Annotated in this window: 9 protein-coding genes; 8 read left to right on the forward strand and 1 reads right to left on the reverse strand. The window is 72.3% G+C overall.

Features of this window, described 5'->3' with window-relative positions:
* The first annotated feature begins 234 nt into the window (after positions 1 to 234).
* From SSPS47_RS20990 to SSPS47_RS21010, 5 genes are all read left to right on the forward strand, one after another.
* A complete protein-coding gene (locus tag SSPS47_RS20990) occupies positions 235 to 3,501 on the forward strand; it encodes a protein kinase (protein WP_164252401.1) in 3,267 nt (1,088 codons plus the stop codon).
* Between the two features lie 206 nt (positions 3,502 to 3,707).
* Entirely contained in the window at positions 3,708 to 5,444 is a 1,737-nt protein-coding gene (locus SSPS47_RS20995; RefSeq protein WP_275405164.1) for a serine/threonine-protein kinase, read from the forward strand.
* Positions 5,445 to 5,530: 86 nt separating this feature from the next.
* Positions 5,531 to 7,276, forward strand: coding sequence for a serine/threonine-protein kinase (locus SSPS47_RS21000; protein WP_164252405.1), 1,746 nt, complete (start codon positions 5,531 to 5,533; stop codon positions 7,274 to 7,276).
* 145 nt (positions 7,277 to 7,421) lie between these two features.
* Complete coding sequence (locus tag SSPS47_RS21005; protein ID WP_164252407.1) at positions 7,422 to 9,026, forward strand: succinic semialdehyde dehydrogenase; 1,605 nt, start codon at positions 7,422 to 7,424, stop codon at positions 9,024 to 9,026.
* An 18-nt stretch (positions 9,027 to 9,044) separates the two neighbouring features.
* Positions 9,045 to 10,952 (forward strand): GMC family oxidoreductase, encoded by a 1,908-nt coding sequence (locus SSPS47_RS21010; protein WP_164252409.1) that lies wholly within the window; start codon positions 9,045 to 9,047, stop codon positions 10,950 to 10,952.
* Positions 10,953 to 11,684: 732 nt separating this feature from the next.
* Here SSPS47_RS21010 and SSPS47_RS21015 read toward each other — a convergent pair.
* Positions 11,685 to 11,966, reverse strand: coding sequence for a chorismate mutase (locus SSPS47_RS21015; protein ID WP_164252411.1), 282 nt, complete (start codon positions 11,964 to 11,966; stop codon positions 11,685 to 11,687).
* A 307-nt stretch (positions 11,967 to 12,273) separates the two neighbouring features.
* Between SSPS47_RS21015 and guaA the strand changes: the two genes are divergently transcribed.
* The 3 genes from guaA (at position 12,274) to SSPS47_RS21030 (ending at position 15,720) form a co-directional block, all read left to right on the forward strand.
* Positions 12,274 to 13,854 (forward strand): glutamine-hydrolyzing GMP synthase, encoded by a 1,581-nt coding sequence (guaA, locus tag SSPS47_RS21020; protein ID WP_164252413.1) that lies wholly within the window; start codon positions 12,274 to 12,276, stop codon positions 13,852 to 13,854.
* Positions 13,855 to 14,197: 343 nt separating this feature from the next.
* Entirely contained in the window at positions 14,198 to 14,362 is a 165-nt protein-coding gene (locus SSPS47_RS21025; protein WP_164252415.1) for a hypothetical protein, read from the forward strand.
* Positions 14,363 to 14,454: 92 nt separating this feature from the next.
* Positions 14,455 to 15,720 carry a hypothetical protein gene (locus tag SSPS47_RS21030; RefSeq protein ID WP_164252417.1) on the forward strand — a complete coding sequence of 422 codons (1,266 nt, stop codon included), beginning with the start codon at positions 14,455 to 14,457 and terminating at the stop codon, positions 15,718 to 15,720.
* Positions 15,721 to 15,737: the final 17 nt, after the last annotated feature.

A 15,737-nucleotide genomic window follows, 5' to 3' on the forward strand; every position in this document is an offset into this window, starting at 1 on the left:
AACGGGCCGTGGCCGGTACCGGCCCGGGGCACCGGGGCGTACGGGCCCGGGTTGCCGGGAAGGTTAGGACCTGTGTTGCCCTGACCCGGCGGCATATTTGTGTGCGGCCACGTATCGTGAGAGCTCGCGGACCGTACGCAGTCACAATGGGCCGGTAAACGACCGGAATTGGCGGTTTCGCGAGGTCTTCGAGGACCCGGAGACCCAGGGACAGCGCGCTTGGTGGGAGGCGTCGTGGACGACTACGCGGGACGGGTGCTTGCCGACCGCTACCGCCTGCCCCTGCCTCCGTCCGACGAGTTCGACCTCGTCGAGACGCGTGCGTTCGACACGTACAGCGGGCAGGAAGTCCTCGTCAGGCAAGTGCCGTTGCCCGAGGTCGTGGACGCCGAGATGGTCGACCCCGACGGTGCCGCGGCCACGCGCCGGGTCTCCGGCCGTACGACACGCAGGCCCACCGACCCGGCGGTCCGGCGCGCCATCGACGCCGCGCAGAGCGCCGCCCAGATCCCCGACCACCCACGGCTCGACCAGGTCTTCGACGTCTTCGCCGAGGGCGGGTCGCTGTGGATAGTGAGTGAACTCGTCGCGGCCAGGCCGCTGGCGGCCCTGCTCGCGGAGAAGCCGCTCAACCCCTACCGCGCGGCCGAGATCGCCTCGGACGTGCTCACCGCCGTACGGGTGCTGCACGCCCACGGCTGGACCCACCGGAACATCACCATCCGCACGGTGCTCGTCTGCGACGACGGGCGCGTGGTGCTCACCGGTCTCGCGGCGGGCGCCGCCGAGGAAGCGCTCTGCGGCTACATGCCCGTACCGCCGTCTGCGGGGGAGGGCGGTTTCGAAGCAGGCTACCGGCCCGCCGGTGAGATTCCGGGACCCCTGCCGGGCGCCGGACACGCTCCGGGCCCCGAACTCGGCCCGGTCGCTGGCGGCCCCCGGACGGCGGGTCTGCCGGGCGCGGGCCCGGGTGTCTTGGGCATCCCGGGCGGGCGTACGGGCACCTCCGAGGCGCTGCCGCCGGGCACCTCCGAGGCGCTGCCGCCGGGCACCGGCGCGCTGGGCGTTCCGGTGGGGCCCGGGTCGCCGGGCCGCGCCGCGCTGGAGACGGCCCGCTCGGCCGACGGGTCGTACGACGACGGGTCGTACGGTGACCGTGCGTACGGCGAAGTCCCTTACGGCACCGACGCGTTCGGGCGGCCAGTCGCGGGCGGTGGTCCGGGCGCCGGTTCCACGAGCACGGACGGCGACACAGGCACGGGCACCGACGACGGCCGGGACGGCCGGGAGACGCACGGCGGCGGTACGGGACCGGCCCCCGTCGTCCCGTACGCCGGACCGCCCGCGCTGTCGGCCAACCCCTCCCGCAGCGGCCCGGCGGACACCCGCGCCGCGCGCGCCGGAGCCATCGCCGCCTACCGCGCCGGAGCGCGCGCCGCCGCCCGCGTCACCGAGGACCAGCAGCGCGACACCGGCACCCTGCCCGTCCAGCGCCCCGTGCATCTGTCGGACCCCTCGGCCCCCGCCGGCCGGAGCGGTTCCCAGGGCAACCCGCCCGGCGGCCCTTCGGCCGGTGCCGCCGGGCCTTCGCAGGGCGAGGGCCGCGACCCCGACTGGTGGGCGATGCCGCCCCGCGAGGTCGACCCGTCGGACCGCCGGACGTACGACGACCCGGCCGACGCCGAAGCCGACCGTGACCCGGACGACGACGACCCGCAGACGCCCCGCCGCGTCCAGCTGGCGGGCACCTGGCACGACGGCCCCACCGGCGCCGGCGACGGCTCCCGCCCGCTGTCCGCGGGCGGCGGCGACCCGTACCGCCAGACACCGGGCAACCGCGACGTCCCCGCGCTGCCCCCGGCCGGCGGCTCCTCCCCGTACCTCCGCCAGGAGAACGCGGGCGGTGGCGCCGGTGGCACCGGTGGCACCGGTGGCACCGGCGGTGGCTGGCACGGCTCGGGCACCGGCGACGCCATGCGCGCCGATGCCCAGCGGCAGTCCTCGAACCTGCCCGCCGTCCCCGGATCCGCCGTACCGGCCGGCCGCTGGGACGACGTCGTGGCGGGTGCCACGACCCCCGCGTACCGAGGCCCCGCGACCCCGCTCGCCGCCGAACGCGCCCGCCAGGCACGGATAGCCGTCGTCGGGGCGGTTACCGAGCGATGGGCGCCCGAGCAGGCCGGCCCGGTCCACGAGAACTGGCAACTCGCCCCGCCCATCGGCCCGTCCACCGACCTGTGGGCGCTGGGCGCGCTGCTCTACCGCGCCGTCCAGGGCCACGCCCCGTATCCGGAGGAGAGCGCGGCCGAGCTGGTCCAGCTCGTCTGCGCCGAGCCGCCGGCCTTCGCCGAGGAGTGCGGCCCGCTGCGCCCCGTCGTGGAGTCGCTGCTCCGTCAGGACCCCACGGAGCGGCCGGACTTCGAGGAGCTGCGCGGCTGGCTGCGTTCGCTGGTGCGCTCGGCGCCCGAGCCCGACGCCGGTCTCGACGTGGTCGCCGTGCCCTCGGTGGACGAGCGGCTGCCCATCGTGCGCCGCAGGGGCGAGCTGGTCCGCAAGCGCCGTGGCCGCGGCCGTGGCGGCGACGGCCGCCACCGCCACAAGAAGGGCAAGGAGCGCAAGGAGAAGGGCGGCAGGTCCGCCGACCAGCGCGGTGTCGCGCACGCCTCGCACGGCGAGACGTATGTCGAGCCGCGCCGCGAGCACGCGGAGCGCTCGTACGGCGAACACGACCACCGCGACGACGACTTCGGCGACAGGGAGTACCGCGAGCCGCGCGAGAGGTCGGGCGGCGGCGGTTCACGCGGGCCGCGCTCGCTCGGCCGCGTCCTGCTCGTCGTGATTCTCGCGCTGATGGTCGCGGCCATCGCCTTCGCCGTGATGTTCCTGCCGAAGGCCGGCGAGGAGACGGGAAACGGCGCCGGGTCGAATCCGAGCGCGCCGGGTACGCCGCAACCGCAGAATCCCGACACGACCCCGGACAACGGCGACGACAAGCCGGCGGACCCCAACTCCTCGACGCCGCAGACCTCCGGGCCCCCGGCCGACCTCGCGGACGGCTATGCCCTGCGCAAGGACACCGAGGGCTTCGAGATCGGCGTGGACAAGAGCTGGCAGCGCCGTCCGATCAACGACAGCGGTCAAGTGCGTTACGGACGGGGCGACTTCACGCTCATCGTGGTGCCGGGCCGGGACACCGTGGCCGACAACGGCGACGACCCGCTGGCCTACCAGCGGGAGAAGGAGCGGGAGTTGCAGCCCTTCCGGGACTCCTCCTGGGCCACCTCCTCGGGTCTGCGCCGGATCGACGTCGGCCAACAGCCCATGGCCGAGGGCCAGTTCACCTGGCAGAACAGCAGCGGTCAGGAGGTCTACGTGCGGAACCTCGCCATGATCGTCAAGGGCAGCTACCACATCATCCAGGTCATCGGCCCCGAGGACGAGCGGGACAAGGTCTCCGAGATCTACCAACAGGCCATCGGTTCCTACCGGATCACCGGCTGACGGGCCGGAAACCCGCCCGGGGACGTCTGGCTGACGGTCCGACAGGCCACAGGGCGACCGGCCGAGTACGCCCCGTTCCGAACCGCCCGTGCGCCCCCTCGGCTGTGTCACGGTGAGGTTTCAGGCGCGAGCCCAGGTTCCGTGTGCGCGCGTCCGCTCCGTAACCTGTGATTCCGAGGAACAGGCGGGGGCACGTGGAAGAGTCTGTGGAAACACGCGAGGGACTGGTGCTCGCCGGGCGCTACAAGCTGGCCGAGTCCATCGGCAGCGGCGGTATGGGCCAAGTGTGGCGTGCCGAGGACGAGTTGCTCAACAGGACCGTGGCGATCAAGGAGTTGACCGCCGCCCTGTACGTCACCGCCGCCGACCGCGCCGTGCTGCACGCCCGCACCCAGAAGGAGGCGAGGGCCGCCGCCCGGATCAGTCACCCCGCCGTGGTGACGGTCCATGACGTGCTCGACCACGGCGGCCGGCCCTGGATCGTCATGCAGTACGTGGACGGCCCCTCACTCGCGGACGCGGTCGCCGCGGGCCCCGTCGTGGTGAAGGAGGCGGCCCGGATCGGCCTCCAGGTGCTCGAAGCGCTGCGCGCCGCGCACGCGGCCGGGGTCCTGCACCGCGACGTGAAGCCCGGCAACGTCCTGCTCGCGCGGGACGGCCGGGTGCTGCTCACCGACTTCGGGATCGCGGCCATCGAGGGCGACTCGGCCATCACCCGGACCGGTGAGATCGTCGGCTCCATCGACTACCTCGCGCCCGAGCGGGTGCGCGGTCACGATCCCGGACCGGCCTCCGACCTGTGGGCGCTGGGCGCGACGCTGCACACGGCGGTGGAGGGCACGTCCCCGTTCCGCCGTACGTCGGCGGTGGCCACCATGCAGGCCGTGGTCACCGACGACCCGCCAGCTCCCGTACGCGCCGGGCTGCTCACCCCGGTGATCGCCGCGCTGCTCCACAAGGATCCCGAGGCCCGCCCGGACGCCGCCGAGACCGAGCGGATGCTGCGGGCGGTGCTCGACGGCCGGGAGCCCGAGGCGCCGACGTCGCCGGTGTCGGAGGCGGAACGGCGGCAGGCCGCGGGCCCCGTGGCGTCCCCGTCCCACACACCGCCTCCGGTGGCCCGGCACCCGCAGCACCAGCAGGCCCCGGCGCCGTACCCCTCGCCGTACGCGCACACGCCGCCGAACGCCTACCAGCAGGTCACCGGCCCCCGGACCATCAACCCACCCGCCGGGAACGGCCGTTGGAGAGCGGTACTCGTCGCGGTCGTCGCCGCCGCGCTCATCGGCGGCGGTGTGGGCTACTACGCGCTCCAGCAGACGGACGACAAGAACGATCCCGGCACCAGCGCCGGCGCGAACCCGGACCCGAGCGGCTCGTCCGCGGACGACAGCGCGGACGACGGCACGGACCAGGACGCGAACGGAAGTTCCGGCTCCGGTGACGAGAGAGACCCGTCCGGGACCGGGCCCGCATCCGTCCCCGACGGGTGGAAGCAGGTGGAGGATCCCGCGGGCTTCAGCGTCCTCGTCCCCGAGGACTGGGAGCGGCAGGTGAACGGCGACCAGATCGACTACACCCCCGACGACGGCGTCCACTTCCTGCGCATCGCCGTGGACACCTCACCGGACTTCCAGGATCCCTACCACCACATGAAGGACATGGAGAAGAACGTCGACGGCCTGCCCGGCTACCAGCGGATCTCGCTCGGTCCCAACACCTTCCGGGGCCAGACGAAGGCCGCGCTGTGGGAGTTCACCTGGACCGAGACGGACGAGAAGGACGTGTACGTCGGCCCGCGCCGCGCGATCGACCAGATGTTCTTCTCGGCCGACGGCTCGACCGAGTACGCGCTCTACATGTCGGGCCCCGCCCGGGACTGGTCCCGGGCACAGTTCGACACCATGCTCGGCGGCTGGCGGGCCGGCAGCGCCGGCGACTGACCGCGGGCCGGAGCCGATGTCACGGCTCTGCACCCGCTGCCGTCCCCCGGTGGCTATCGCGACGCGCTTTCCGTAAGGATGTGGTCATGACGAACGATGGGGGACGGGCGAACGAGCCCACCAGCTACGGACTCCGCCCGCCGCAGCCGCCGCAACAGCACCAGCCGCCGCAGTCGCAGTCGCAGGCGCAACAGCAGCCGCCGCACCAGCCGCACCACGGGCAGCCGCAGCCGCCGCAGGTGCCGCCCCAGGTTCCTCATGGCTCCCCGTACCAGCCGACGCAGGCGAGCCGGCACACCCCCGCCGAGCCCGACCCCTCGGTGGGCCGCCTGCTGGGCGGTCGCTACCGGCTCGTCTCGCGGCTCGGGCACGGCGGTATGGGAACGGTCTGGCTGGCGCACGACGAGATGGTCGACCGCGACGTCGCGGTCAAGGAGCCGCGCGTTCCCGAGCATCTGGGCGCCCAGGAGCGCGACACCGTGCACCGGCGGATGCGGCGCGAGGCCAGCTCGGCGGCCAGGATCGACCACCCCTCGGTCGTCACCATGCACGATGTCGTCGTCGAGGACGACAAGCCGTGGATCGTCATGGAGCTGGTGCGCGGCCAGTCGCTCGCCGACCGTCTTCAGGAGGGCACGCTCGACCCCCGAGAGGCCGCCAGGATCGGGCTCGACGTACTCAACGCGCTCAACGCCGCCCACGAGGCGGGTGTGCTGCACCGCGACGTGAAGCCGGACAACGTCCTGCTCGGGCGCGGCGACCGCGTCGTGCTGAGCGACTTCGGCATCGCCCAGGTCGAGGGCCAGCAGGGGCTCACGGAGACGGGGGCGTTCGTCGGCTCACCGGAGTTCATCTCGCCCGAGCGGGTGCTCGGCCAGCGTCCCGGGCCCGAATCGGACCTCTGGTCGCTGGGCGTGGTGCTGTACGCGGCGGTCGAGGGGATGTCCCCGTACCGCCGCTCGAACATCCCCGCGACGCTCCAGGCCGTGCTCTCCGCCGAGCCGCAGATGCCGGCCCGCGGGTCGGGGGCCTTCGGCACGATCGTGATGCAGCTCCTGCGGAAGGACCCGGCGGCGCGTCCCACCGCCGCCGAGGTGCGGGCGGTCCTGGAGTCGGTGGCGCGTCCCCCGCAGCTCTCCCCGGAGGCGACGAGGCTCTACCAGGGCGCGGGCACCGGCGGCGCGGCGAGCGGCAGCAAGTGGGTCCCGCCGGTCCTGCACCGCAACCGCCCGGCGCAGTACGGCCTCGGCGCCGGCCTCCTCGCGGTGGTCCTGGTGGCGGGGCTGATCCTCTTCAAGCCGTTCGCGGGCGACGAGCTGCCGGAGGGCTGGGAGGTCCGCTCGGAGGTGGAGATCCTCGACGCGAAGATCGCCGTCCCGGAGGAGTACCGGCGCTCCCAGGAGAGCCTGACCGAGGACAGCCGCGTCACCTTCCGGGATCCGAGCGGCGTCTTCACCGTCTCCATGGACCAGGTCCAGAAGAAGCCGGACAACGAGATCCTGTCGGCCGAGAAGACGGTCTGGGAGAAGTACTACGAGGACGGCGGGGACAACGGTACGGAGATCAAGGAAGCGGAGTACGAGAGCGCGAGTTCGTCCTTCCCGGGATCGGACAAGGCTTTCGAGAACATCGTCGACTTCGTGCCGTACTCGGACTCCTCCGAGGATCCGATCCGCTACCGCTACCACGAGCTGATCGTCCCGGGCACCGACGAGGTGCACTGGCGGCTGCGGGTGGCGATGCCGGCCGAGGGGGACGCCGTGACGGACGGCGAGAAACTCTTCTCGAACGTGGTCGAGCATCTGGAGATCGAGAGCAAGTACCTGCCCTGAGCACCTGATCAGGGCTTATGTGCCAGTGATCACTGGCGCGTTCGGGGCCCGTCGGCGGGCGGGAGGCGGCCGGTCGGCGGGCGACCCGTGAAAAGGTGTTACCCGCGGGTACCCAAAGTCGCGGAGGCGGCATACTCTCGCCCTCATGACGGACTCACAGGCCCCCACGACCAATCCCGTGGCTCCGGTGCCCGCGGGCGTGCGCACCGCCGCCGACGTGGTCACTCCCGAAGTGCTCGCCCAGCTCGTCAGGGGCGTCGTGGGTTCCGGGTTCACCGCGAACCACACCCCGTCCACCGGCGAGAAGCTGGCCGACCTGCCCGAGTCCACCCCCGAGGATGTCGCCGAGGCATTCGCCCGCGCCCGCGCCGCGCAGCCCGTGTGGGCGGCCACCTCCGTACGGCGGCGGGCCGCCGTCCTGCTCCGCTTCCACGACCTGCTGCTGGAGCGCCAGGCCGAGGTGCTCGACCTCGTCCAGCTGGAGACAGGCAAGGCGAGGCTGCACGCGCACGAAGAGGTCCAGGCCGTCGCCGTCGCCGCGCGCCACTACGGGCGCAAGGCCGCCTCGTATCTGAGGCCGCGGCGGCACACCGGCGCCGTACCCCTGCTGACCAAGGTCACCGAGCAGCGTCAGCCGCGCGGTGTCGTCGGACAGATCGCGCCCTGGAACTACCCGCTGGAACTCTCCGTCGGCGACGCCCTGCCCGCCTTCGTCGCGGGCAACGCCGTGGTGATGAAGCCCGACACCGAGACCGCGCTCACCGCGCTGTGGGCGCGTGATCTGCTGATCGAGGCCGGACTGCCGGCCGGGGTCTTCCAGGTGGTGCTCGGCGAGGGGCCCGTCATCGGGCCCGAGGTCGTCGAGCGCGGCGACTACGTCTCCTTCACCGGCTCCACGCGCACCGGCCGCGAGGTCGCGCAGCGCGCGGCGAGCCGGCTGGTCGGCGCCTCCCTCGAACTCGGCGGCAAGAACGCCATGCTGGTCCTGCACGACGCCGACATCGAGAAGGCGGCCGCGGGCGCGGTGCGCGCCTGCTTCTCCACCGCCGGCCAGCTCTGCATCTCCATCGAGCGGTTGTACGTCCACGAGTCGGTCGCCGACGCGTTCGTGGAGCGATTCGTCGCCCGTACGAAGGCGATGCGGCTGGGCAGCGCGCTCGCGTACGGCGCGGACATGGGCTCGCTCGTCAGCGAACGCCAGCTCAGGACCGTCATCAGCCATGTCGAGGAGGCCGTCGCCAAGGGCGCCACGGTCCTCGCGGGCGGCGTGGCGCGGCCCGACATCGGGCCGTACTTCTACGAGCCCACCATCCTGGAGGGTGTCGAGGCGCCGATGTCGGTCTGCACGGAGGAGACCTTCGGGCCGCTCGTCTCCGTCTACCGCTTCGGCGACGAGGACGAGGCCGTCGAGCTGGCCAACTCCACCCCGTACGGCCTCAATTCGAGCGTGTGGACACGTGACGGCGCCCGCGGGCACGCGATCGCCGCCCGGCTGCGCACCGGCACTGTCAACATCAACGAGGGGTACGCCCCGGCGTACGGGAGCGTCCGGGCACCGATGGGCGGCATGAAGGAGTCCGGCCTCGGCCGCAGACACGGCTCCGAGGGCATTCTCAAATACACCGAGGTACAGACCGTCGCGCAGCAGCGCGTACTGCCGATGGCTCCGTCGATGGGCATGGACGACGAGAAGTACGCGGCGTTCATGACCAGGAGCCTGCGCGCGCTCAAGGCCTTCCGGCTGCGCTGATCCGACGAAGGAGAGCCGATGTCACGGGACACCCATGCCGACGACCGGGGCGAGCACCGCGCCGGCAGCGACGATTTCGACCACGGCGACCACGGCGACGACCGGGACCCCGGCCCCGGCCCCGGCCACGGGTACGGGTACGACTACGACGTCATCGTCGTCGGGTCCGGCTTCGGCGGCGCGGTCTCCGCGCTGCGGCTGACCGAGAAGGGGTACCGCGTCGGGGTCCTGGAGGCCGGCCGCCGCTTCACACCGGGCACGCTCCCCAAGAACTCCTGGGACATCAAGAACTACCTGTGGGCCCCGGCCCTCGGTCTCTTCGGCATCCAGCGGGTCCATCTGCTCGGCAACGTGATGGTCCTCGCGGGCGCCGGTGTCGGCGGCGGCTCACTCAACTACGCGAACACGCTGTACGTGCCGCCTAAGCCGTTCTTCGAGGACAAGCAGTGGGCCGGCATCACCGACTGGCAGGACGAACTCGCCCCGTACTACGACCAGGCGCGGCGGATGCTCGGCGTCAGGCTCAACCCGACGATGACGCCGTCGGACGTGCATCTCAAGGCGACCGCGCAGGCGATGGGCGTGGGCGACACCTTCCATCTGGCCCCGGTCGGCGTCTTCTTCGGCGACGGCCAGGACGCGGACGGTACGGCGGTGGCCGAGCCCGGCGCGTCCGTCGGCGACCCGTACTTCGGCGGCGCGGGCCCCTCCCGCCGAGCCTGCGCCCAGTGCGGCGAGTGCATGACCGGCTGCCGTCACGGCGCCAAGAACACCCTCAACGAGAACTATCTCCACCTCGCCGAGCAGGCCGGGGCGGCGATCCGCCCCATGACGACCGTCGTCGACATCACCGAGGACCCGGACGGCGGCCATCGCGTCGCGACCGTCCCCACCCACCGGCGCAAGTCGGCCCCACGGGTGCTGAGGGCCCGTCATGTCGTGATCGCGGCAGGGACGTACGGGACGCAGACGCTGCTGCACACGATGAAGGACCTGGGCCGGCTGCCCCGGCTCTCCGACCGGCTCGGTGAGCTGACCCGTACCAACTCCGAGGCCCTGGTGGGCGCCCAGACCACCGACAGGCGCTACCGGAAGAAGCACGGAGCCGCTCCCGGCGGGCGGAGCAGGGCGGACTTCACCCGTGGTGTCGCCATCACCTCCTCCTTCCATCCCGACGCCAACACCCATGTGGAGCCGGTGCGTTACGGCAAGGGCTCGAACGCGATGGGCTCGCTGTCGATCCTCCAGGTCCCCTACAGCGAGAACGGCCGCCGGATCGCGGGCTGGCTCGGCGGCATGGTCAAGCACCCCGTCATGGCGGCCCGTTCGCTCTCCAACCGGCACTGGTCGGAGCGGACCATCATCGGTCTGGTCATGCAGTCGGTGGACAACTCCCTGACGACGTACCGCAAGCGGGGCGGCATCGGCAAGGGGCTGCTGACGGCACGTCAGGGACACGGCACGCCCAACCCCAAGCAGATAGCGGAGGGCACGCGGACGGCGACCCTGCTCGCCGAGGAGATCAACGGCTTCGCCGGCTCGAACGTCGGTGAGCTGATGGGCACTCCGCTCACCGCGCACTTCCTCGGCGGCTGCCCCATCGGCGCCGAAGCGGAACGCGGGGTCATCGACCCGTACCACCGGCTCTACGGCCACCCGGGCATCTCGGTCGTCGACGGCTCGGCGGTCTCGGCCAACCTCGGCGTCAATCCGTCGCTCACCATCACCGCGCAGGCCGAGCGCGCGATGTCCTTCTGGCCCAACAAGGGGGAGGAGGACCCGCGTCCGGAGCAGTCGGCCGGGACGGCGTACGTACGACTGGCGCCCGTCGCACCGAAGTCCCCGGCGGTCCCGGCGTCGGCCTTCGGGGCGCTGAAACTGCCGTTTCTCGGTATGCCGGCGGTCCCGCCGAAGAAGAAGCCGTAGCGGCGGGCTCTCCCGGACAGCGAGGAGGCGCTGCACCCCCCTCCGAGTGCAGCGCCTCCGGTCTCGCGGCCCCGCTCCGCCGACGCGCGTTACGTGGCGGCGTCACCTTCGCGGCGACGGCCGGTCCGACCTGGGGCAGGGGAGTCCGCTGTGTCGCATGGTGGACCTGTGACCTAGGGAGATGGTTGCCCATTTCCTCACGGAATCTCTATGTGGCGCGCGTCACACGGTCGTGGCGTGTGCGGCCGGGCGCGACAAGGGCCCCGCGAGCCCGGTCCGAGGTGAGTCGGACGGGCGCCTGCGGGGCCCTTGTCGCCGGCACCGTGGCGTCAGGGCGGCGCGCGGTGCCGGATCGCGGCGCCGGGGGGGGGGGGGAGCGCCGCGAGTTCGGGACGGTGGACGGGTGAGCGGGCGGAGCGGAGGAGCGGTCGGGCGAACGGTTGGACACGGGAGGGAGCCGTATCCGTATGCGGTCGGCGCCGGGCGTCCCCGGTGCCGACCGCTCTTGGGGTGACCGGGCATGCTGTCCCCTGCCGACCGGTCACTCGCGCTGAGACGAGGTCCCACGACGTACCTGCGGTACGTCACACGCCCCAGCGAAGCCACGCGTGGTTTGTTCGGGCCCGCCCCTGGCTGACACGGACATCGGGACCAACGAAGGCCCGGCGGGTCCGGTCACGCGCCGTACGGGTGAGGATCGGCCCGAACCCATGTCCGTACGGCCGGCCCGGCTCAGATCCGGCCGCGCGAGAGTTCCAGCAGCGTCATCGCGAGCGAGGTGCCCGGCGTGCCGAGCGCGTCCCTGAAGCGGCCCAGGATCTCGTTCTCGCGGGAGAGATTGACCCGGCGCCCGCCGGAGGCGATGCGGGCGCCTTGGATGACGGCCGAGACGGCCATCCGTTCCTGCACGAGCCCGATGATCCGGTCGTCGAGCGCGTCGATCCGCTCACGCGCGCCGTCGATCAGGGTGGCGGCCTCGTCGGTGCGGGCGCCGGTGCGTTCGGTGACGGTCATGAAGGGCTCCTCTGTACGAAGGGGGAGACCCCGAGCGGCGGACTTGCGGCCCGGACAACACAGAACGCCCCGGGCCTTGTCGGCCCGGGGCGCCTGGGAAGTCGCTTGTCAGCTCAAGCAACACGACCATGGCAGCCGGACGGGCCGGTGCCATAGGTAAAGAAGGTCGAGTGCTCGCGCATGGCGGCCAGTATGCCCGAGGGGTCCGGCGGCCCCGCGCGGGGTTCGGATGCCGAGACGAAAAGCTGTCTCCGGGCGCCGTTAGAATCGGTGTACAGAACCCCTTCACCGCCGGAAGGCCGCGCCCGTGCCAGCAGTACCCCCCGCCGCCCCCGACGCCGTACTCGTCGTCGACTTCGGCGCGCAGTACGCCCAGCTCATCGCCCGCCGCGTCCGTGAGGCCCGGGTCTACAGCGAGATCGTCCCCTCGACGATGCCGGTGGCCGAGATGCTGGCCAAGAACCCCAAGGCGATCATCCTCTCCGGCGGCCCGTCGTCCGTGTACGCGCCGGGCGCCCCGACCGTCGACCGCGCGCTCTTCGAGGCCGGGGTCCCGGTCTTCGGCATGTGCTACGGCTTCCAGCTGATGGCGACGACCCTCGGCGGAACGGTCGACAACACGGGCTCGCGGGAGTACGGCCGCACCGTGCTGCACGTCTCCAGGACGGGCTCCACGCTGTTCGAGGGCACCCCGGCCGAGCAGCAGGTGTGGATGTCGCACGGCGACGCCTGCTCGGCCGCCCCCGAGGGCTTCACCGTCACCGGCTCCACCGATGTGGTGCCGGTCGCCGCCTTCGAGAACGACGAGAAGAAGCTCTACGGCGTCCAGCACCACCCCGAGGTGCTGCACTCCACGCACGGTCAGCAGGTCCTTGAGCACTTCCTCTACCGGGGCGCCGGCATCGAGCCGACGTGGACCACCGGCAACGTCATCGAGGAACAGGTCGCCGCGATCCGCGAGCAGGTCGGCGGCAGCCGGGCGATCTGCGGTCTGTCCGGCGGAGTGGACTCGGCCGTCGCCGCCGCCCTCGTGCAGAAGGCGATCGGCTCACAGCTCACCTGCGTCTACGTCGACCACGGTCTGATGCGCAAGGGCGAGACCGAGCAGGTCGAGAAGGACTTCGTCGCCGCGACCGGCGTACAGCTGAAGGTCGTCGACGCGCAGGAACGCTTCCTGGCCGCGCTGGCCGGGGTCTGTGACCCCGAGCAGAAGCGGAAGATCATCGGCCGCGAGTTCATCCGGGTCTTCGAACAGGCCCAGGCGGAGATCATCGCCGAGGCCGAGCCCGGCGAGCCGGTCGAGTTCCTCGTCCAGGGCACGCTCTACCCGGACGTGGTCGAGTCCGGCGGCGGCAGCGGCACCGCCAACATCAAGTCCCACCACAACGTGGGCGGGCTCCCCGAGGACCTGGAGTTCTCCCTCGTGGAGCCGCTGCGCCAGCTCTTCAAGGACGAGGTCCGGATGGTCGGCCAGGAGCTGGGCCTCCCCGACGAGATCGTCCAGCGCCAGCCCTTCCCGGGGCCCGGCCTCGGCATCCGTATCGTCGGCGACATCACGCGCGAGCGGCTCGACCTGCTGCGCGAGGCGGACGCCATCGCCCGCGAGGAACTGACGGCGGCCGGCCTCGACCGTGACATCTGGCAGTGCCCGGTGGTCCTGCTCGCGGACGTCCGCTCCGTGGGCGTCCAGGGCGACGGCCGCACCTACGGCCACCCGATCGTGCTGCGCCCGGTGTCGTCGGAGGACGCGATGACGGCGGACTGGACGCGGATGCCTTACGACGTACTGGCGAAGATCTCCACCCGCATCACGAACGAGGTCTCGGACGTGAACCGCGTGGTCCTGGACGTGACGAGCAAGCCGCCGGGCACGATCGAGTGGGAGTGACCGTTTCTCCCAGGTCAACGCCGATGCCGTCGCTCATTCGTTTGAGTGGCGGCATTGGCATATGCCCTGGGTAGGCTTGCCGTACGGACCAGAATTCCGTCCATGGGAGAAGCGATGTGGCCGGTGCCGCCTCAGGATGGTTACACCATGGGCGACCTACTGACGCTGCCCGGCCTCCCGCCACACACGGAGCTGATCGACGGGAGCCTGGTTTTCGCGAGTCCGCAGCGCTATTTCCACAGCATCGTAATTCGGCTCGCTGGACGATCTGGTCCGGGCCGCCGCCGACGCCGGCTTCGCCCCGCTGCGTACGACCGTCGCCGACCAGCGCGAATGGGACGTCTTGGAGTCCAGCGGCCGGGCCGGCTGGGGCGAGCGCTGGGCCCTGGAGAACCCGGACCATCCACTGCGCGCGGACGCCCGCGCCACCGCCGCCCGGCACCGGGAGGGCTATCACGGCGGCTACCGGGGTTACCTCGGCTTCGCGTATCTCGTCCTCGGCGTCTGACACCCTCCCGGATACGGCACAATTCCCAGTCACAGCAAGGAAGTTCACCCAACAGGATCCACGGGTGCGGGGCGGGGAAGGCGGCATTCGGCGTGACGGTGCAAGTGGTGGGACAAGGCACCCACGGCGGGGGCTGTACCTGCGGGAACTGCCCGGTCGGTGCTCCCGAGGGGCATCGGCTGGCGGTCGCCGCGTTCCACGCCAAACGGGAGGAGTTCGCGGCCGGACACGGCCTGCCCGCCGCGCTCGCCCACTCCCCGGGCGCGTCCCGGCAGTGGGTGTCCGACGAACTCACCCAGTCCGCGCGCGCCGTCGCCGACCGCAGCCGCGAGGCGGGCGAGGCATGGCTGCTGGCCGTCTGGCGGCACACGCTGATCGTGGTGTGGGGAGGCCTCGCGGTGTTCGCGCTCGCGCTGGCCGGGACCGCGATCGGCGCGGGCTGGAGCGTCGCCCGTACGGCGGGGCTCGTCGCCGCCCTCGCCGTCGCCGGACTGCTGACCGGCGCGGCCAGGCTGCACCGTACGCGCGGCGGGCTCCTCGCCCCGGTCATCGGCGAGGACAACCGGCTGTCGACCTCCCGCACCGTCGCCTCCGCGTGGGTGCTGCTGCTCGTCTTCGCCGTGCTGGTGCTCGCGCTCCAGCTCGCCGGCGCGTCCGACCACGGGACCCGCGACGAACTGATCGCCGGGCTCGAACTCGCCCGTGGCGCGGGCATGTTGACCGTGCTTGCCGTGGTGTGCGCGATCGCCGTCGTCGTCCGCCGCGTGGTGGGCGTACGCGTCGCCGACCGGCGCCTGCAGAAGGTACGGGCCGAGCGTCCGCGCCTCGCCGACCTGCTCTGCGACGACGCCGGGCGCGGCAGCTTCGCCGACGTCCAGTACACGCTGGTGACGGCCGTCGCCGTGCTCTTCTCGGCCGTACGCCTGGCCCGCCGCCCCGAGCAACTGCCCGACCTGCCGTGGGCGCTCGCCCTGCTGGTGACGGTCTCCGCCGCGACGTACTTCGCGGCGAAGTGGGCGGAGTGCGGCCGTCCGGTGGTGCTGTCGGTCGTCCGGGCCAGGGAGGCCGGGGACTTGGACGCGCCGATCCGTACCGGTGACGACATCGAGATCCGGGGGACGGGCTTCGTGCCGCCCGGCGCGGGCACGCCGGACCGGCTCGGCGCGATGGTCGTACGGATCGGGCCCGTCCATGTCCACGTACCGCTGATCCCGGTCCCCGGCGGCTTCCGGAACCCGTCGGACACGGTGCTCACCGTGCCCGTGCCGGTGGACGTCGAGCCCGGACGCCTCGACGTGCAGGTCGTGACGGCCGCCGGCGTCGAGACGAACCGGATGTCCATCGACGTCCTGGACTGACCTGCCGGGCCCGGAGG

The sequence above is a fragment of the Streptomyces sp. S4.7 genome (assembly GCF_010384365.1).
Taxonomy (GTDB): domain Bacteria; phylum Actinomycetota; class Actinomycetes; order Streptomycetales; family Streptomycetaceae; genus Streptomyces.

Coding starts and splice junctions, on each gene's coding strand:
- SSPS47_RS21000 (WP_164252405.1), top strand. CDS start 5,531: ATGACGAACGATGGGGGACGGGCGAACGAGCCCACCAGCTACGGACTC.
- SSPS47_RS21005 (WP_164252407.1), top strand. CDS start 7,422: ATGACGGACTCACAGGCCCCCACGACCAATCCCGTGGCTCCGGTGCCC.
- SSPS47_RS21015 (WP_164252411.1), bottom strand. CDS start 11,966: ATGACCGTCACCGAACGCACCGGCGCCCGCACCGACGAGGCCGCCACC.
- SSPS47_RS21010 (WP_164252409.1), top strand. CDS start 9,045: ATGTCACGGGACACCCATGCCGACGACCGGGGCGAGCACCGCGCCGGC.